Source organism: Nodosilinea sp. AN01ver1, from assembly GCF_050565655.1.
In the GTDB taxonomy this organism is placed as follows: Bacteria; Cyanobacteriota; Cyanobacteriia; order Phormidesmidales; family Phormidesmidaceae; genus Nodosilinea.
Genome location: NZ_JBNXVS010000102.1, coordinates 1 through 5,123, shown reverse-complemented (window position 1 = coordinate 5,123; position 5,123 = coordinate 1). Strand labels below are relative to the sequence as shown.

The 5,123-nt window shown below is 58.1% G+C and carries 2 protein-coding genes; both read left to right on the top strand.

What is annotated here, in order from left to right:
• Window positions 1-232: 232 nt before the first annotated feature.
• On the top strand, window positions 233-1,780 hold the full coding sequence (locus tag ACQ4N7_RS29930; protein ID WP_430715070.1) for a UvrD-helicase domain-containing protein: 1,548 nt from the start codon (window positions 233-235) through the stop codon (window positions 1,778-1,780).
• Entirely contained in the window at window positions 1,777-5,016 is a 3,240-nt protein-coding gene (gene drmA, locus ACQ4N7_RS29925) for a DISARM system helicase DrmA (RefSeq protein ID WP_430715069.1), read from the top strand. Before ACQ4N7_RS29930 ends, drmA begins: the two co-directional genes overlap by 4 nt.
• Window positions 5,017-5,123: the final 107 nt, after the last annotated feature.

Here is a 5,123-nt window from a genome sequence, read left to right as displayed (position 1 = left end):
TATTCTCACGATCTATTCACAGACTGCATAATGAATCTGACCTGCCCAGCTATGCTGTTTTTCCCTCGCCAATCGAGGGGGTGCCGAAGTTGATGCAACTAGGTGCCGAAGTTATGCAAATACGCACCTGCTACCCATTCAAGACCGCGAGACCCTGTTCGACTGCCCCGGCATACCTGACGACATCATCCTCAAACTCGACGAATACCTGTTTGAGCGCCCCTTGGTAGAAGTGCTCCAACAGCCCGACTTCATCGCCCAAGACACCGCCGACCTGCTGCGCTTCAAAGCAGGCGATCTGCTGGGCTTCTTGCTCAAGCTCAACCCCGAGCAAGAAAAATTTGTCACCTGGGCCGCCAATGCCAAAGGCCCTACCCTGCTTAAAGGTGGCCCCGGCGCCGGCAAAAGCACCGTCGCCCTCTACCGCACCCGCGAAATTCTTCACCGGCTCAAGGCTGCCGGGGTCGAGTCTCCCCGCATTCTCTTCACCACCTATACCAATGCCCTGGTTACTTTCAGTGAGCAGCTGCTGAAACAGCTTCTGGGCGATGACCTGCGCCATGTGGAAGTGAAAACCGCCGACAGTCGTGTCTACACGCTCATCTGCCACGAAACCGGCAAACCCAAAATCGCCAACGGTGGCGACCTGAAGAAAATTCTGCCGGTGGTCATGGCGGATGTGCTGGAGTCTCTACCCGGCAACCTGCTCCAGCAGCAGGCCGAGAAACTGATCCTAGAGCGGCTACCTCCCGATTATCTGCTCGAAGAAATTGGCAGCATCATCGAGAGCCGGGAGCTAACCACCCTGGAAGACTACCAAGCCACCTCTCGGGCCGGGCGCATGGTGCCCCTGAACCGGGTGCAGCGACAGGCCATCTGGCATCTGAGGGAACACCTCAATCAGCACCTCGCCGTCCAGGGGTTAGAAACCTGGGAACAGCTCCGTAGTCGTGGAGCAGACCTACTGCGCACGATGGAAAATCCACCCGTTTACGATGCCGTGATTGTGGATGAAGCCCAGGATTTGCCACCCAACACCCTGCGCTTTTTGGTGCAGCTCTGCCAAGCACCCAATCGGCTGTTTATCACTGCCGATGCCAACCAATCGATCTACGGCAGCAGCTTCCGCTGGGGCGATGTTCATAGCGACCTCAGGTTTGTGGGCCGCACCGGCATCCTGCGCACCAACCACCGCACCACCGCAGAAATTGACACGGCGGCCCACCACTATCTCCAAGCTGGGCTACTCGACGACGAACCCATTGAGCGGCAGTACATCAATTACGGCCCACCCCCAGCGGTGCGAGCAGTGGCAGACACCGCCGCCGAAGGTCAGCTCCTGGCCCAGTTTTGCCGCATGGCCGCCAGGGAGTTTCGCCTGGGCATCGACGCCTGCGCCATTCTCACCCCCAGCGAGCGCTCTGGGAAAGACATTGCCGGGCAACTCAGCTACCTGGGTCTTGAAGCGACCTTCATGGGCAGCAAAGAGCTAGACCTGAACAAGACTGGCGTTAAAGTGCTGACGCTGAAAGGGGCTAAGGGGCTGGAGTTTCCGATTGTGGCGATCGCCGGTTTTATCGGTAGCCGCTTCCCCTACATGTCCAAAGACACCCCTGAAGAAGCTGCCCAGGAGATTCTCAACCGCGAACGCCGCACCCTGTTTGTTGGCATGACCCGCGCCATGCGGGCTTTACTGGTAGTAGTCCCTGAAAAGAAACCCTCGGTTTTGCTGCAAAGCTTTGACGAATCGCTCTGGAATTTAGGTAAGACGACAGCATGACGGTCATCCAGCTTCCATCCGTGCTACCCGGCGACCTAAATCTGGACGCCATCAACCAGCAGTTGAGAGCACGCACCGCTCAACTGGATTGGAGTACTGTTACCTCTGCGCCTGAGTCCGCCCTAACCGTCTTACTGGCTGGGCTGGATATTTCCAACGATGCCGATATCCTGGGGATCGATGGTGCGATCGCCGATACCGTCGTCGATCAAATCTTGGCCTTTAATCAGCAACGCCCATCCCAACCAGCCTCCTCAAAAGCACCCTCCGCTGCTGCTCAACCTGGCTCTCGCCCTGGGCTGTGGACAGCACCTTCTGAAGGCGCTTCCCCAGAACCTGAGCCGCCGGATGAACCGGAAGAAGCCCCCACCTACGGTTCCGACGAAGACAGCGAAGCCCCCCAGGTCAGCGCCAAAGCAGAAAAGTATCACGTCTTCAAGCAAGCTACCCCCGCCGAAATTCGCCGAGAGCTAGAAAAGCGCATTATTAACGACCTGCGCGGCCCAGCCCACGGAGCCGACGAGGAAGTAGACGAAGCCCACGTCACCGATCGCTACCTGGTCGGGGTTTTAGCGCCCACCATCCGCAACAAAAGCGTTGGAGCTGAGACCGAAGTTGGGGTCGAAGACCAGCCCGAATTGCAGGACAACCTGGCCCTCGCCGACAAAGACAACGCCGAGGAAGGCAGCACCGACACCAATGTGCCCGCCACCGACAGCATGTTTCCCTCATCCATGGGGATGACCTTTTGCGTTAGCGCTGGGGCCAAAACCCTCGAAGTCACCACCGAATGGGGCGGCTATATCCGACAGGCTAGCGAGATTAGCTTTACCGATAAGGGCAATCCCAAGCAGGTGTGGAAGCGCTACCCCCTCAAGGGCTCGGTCACGCTAGATCTGGAAGCCACAGGGGAGATCGATGAGGTGCCGATGCCGGATCAAGCCCCTGCGGTCTATCTGCGCGGCCAAATTCGGCAGCTCCCTGACCAAGACTGGATTGTAAGTTTGTTTCTGGTCAATAGCCAGCATGAGCCTAGTCAAAACAAGGACGCCGCCTGGTTGTTTCAGCCTGAACTGTCGGTCAAATCGCCCCATCCTGACAACCCAGAGATCTTCATCCGCAAACCCCTAGAACAGCACACCGCTGCCCTAGATCCGGCTATCCATGCCGAAAACCAGGCCATGGCCATGCTGTACCGCAACCACGTCGAATTTGCCGTGGGGCATGGGGTCGGGGTTCATGCCGAGGTATCTTCTACGGATCCGACCCGAGCGGTCTGCTTGTCTACTAGCGTGCTGCCCGCCTACGAAGTCCCAGCGACCAAACCGCCTACCGAAGAACAGATACCGGCCCTTAGGGGTTTGGTGCTGGATATGAAGCAGCTGGCAGAGGCCACTGACGCTGAACTGCAAACCATGCTGCGGCCCCTCACCGCTGCCTACACCACCTGGATCGACGAGCAGGAGGCGAAGATTGGTGAGCTAGGCCAGGGGCTAGAGGAGTATCAAGCTGTAGCCGAGCGGGCGATCGCCAACTGTCGCCTGGTTCTAGCCCGCATCGAAGCCGGGCTGGAGACGCTTAGAGACAACCCTCAGGCCGCCAAAGCCTTCCGATTCATGAACCAGGCGATGTGGCAGCAGCGCATTCGTTCCGCTTATGCCGAGCGACGGCGACGGGGAGAAACGATTACCCTTGAGGCCGTTGATATCCCCGTTGGGCGCAGTTGGTATCCTTTTCAGCTGGCTTTCATTCTGCTGAACCTGCCCAGCACCACCGACCTCAACCACCCGGATCGCTCCCATCCCAGCGATGCCGTAGCCGATCTGCTCTGGTTCCCTACCGGGGGCGGTAAAACCGAGGCCTATCTCGGCCTCACGGCTTACACCATCGGCCTGCGCCGCCTTCAAGGCATAGTCGAAGGCCGAGACGGTCTGCACGGAGTCGCAGTGCTGATGCGCTATACCCTACGTCTGCTCACTCTCCAGCAGTTTCAGCGGGCCACCGCTTTGATCTGTGCCTGTGAAACCATCCGCCGCGCCGATGAGAAAACCTGGGGTATCGATCCCTTCCGCATTGGGCTGTGGGTAGGGATGCGGAACACCCCCAATAAAACTGCCGACAGCGATGAAGCCGTCAAACAACACCGGGAATCTCGACTGCGGGGCAGCGGCACCCCCCACCAGCTCACCAACTGCCCCTGGTGCGGCACCAAAATTGACCCAGGGCGCAACATTACGGTAGAGCGCTTCGAGAAAGGTCGGGGCCGAACCCTCATCAAGTGCGGCGATCCCCTAGGCCGCTGTGACTTTTCTAAGGGAGACGGGTTGCCCGTTGTGGTGGTGGATGAAGAAATTTACCGACTCCTGCCCACGCTGCTGATCGCCACCGTGGACAAGTTTGCCCAAATGCCTTGGAAAGGGGAAGTGCAAATGCTGTTTGGCCAGGTAAATGGCTACTGCGATCGCCACGGCTTCCGCTCCCCGGATTTAGAAGATAAAGACCACCACAAAAAGGTCGGCATCCATCCCGCCGCCAAGACCGTTCCCCACAGCAAGCTCAGGCCCCCAGATCTGATCATCCAAGATGAGCTGCACCTGATCAGCGGCCCCCTCGGTACCCTGGTGGGGCTCTATGAAACAGCGGTCGATCAGCTCTGTACCTGGCAGGTCAACGGCCAGCCCGTGCGGCCTAAGGTGATTGCCTCGACCGCCACCATTCGCCAGGCTCAGGTGCAGGTCAACAGCCTGTTTCTAAGGAACGTCAGCATCTTTCCGCCCCAGGGGCTAGATATTAAAGACAACTTCTTTTCCCGCCAGCGAGACCCTGCCGAGACCCCAGGGCGTCGCTATCTGGGCATTTGCGCCCCTGGTCGGCGGCTCAAAGCTACGATGATTCGAGTCTATCTAGCGGTACTCTCCTCCGCCCAGAGTCTCTACGAAATCTACGGTGAGAATGCTGACCCCTGGATGACACTGGTAGGCTACTTCAACTCTTTGCGGGAGCTGGGGGGTACCCGGCGCTTAGTCGATGACGACATTCGCACCCGCCTAGCCCGCATGGATGAGCGGGGACTCTCCAAACGCTACTTTAGAGCCATTGATGAGCTGACCTCTCGCAAAGATTCCACCGAGATTCCCGCTATTCTAGATCGTCTCGAAACCCCCTTCGACCCTAAAACCGAAGCCGAAAACCAGGCCAAGCGCAAAGCTAAAGAAAAGGGTAGTGGATTAATGTAAAGGATAGAGAGAAATAAGGTAACGCCGTTGCACTTCTAGATTCTGGGGGAGTAGGCTCCATGACAATCGAGATGACCTGTCCAACCTGTGGGTCTCACGACATCTCC

Excerpts from the sequence above, each read along its gene's own strand:
- drmA (WP_430715069.1), top strand. The coding sequence starts at position 1,777 with ATGACGGTCATCCAGCTTCCATCCGTGCTACCCGGCGACCTAAATCTG.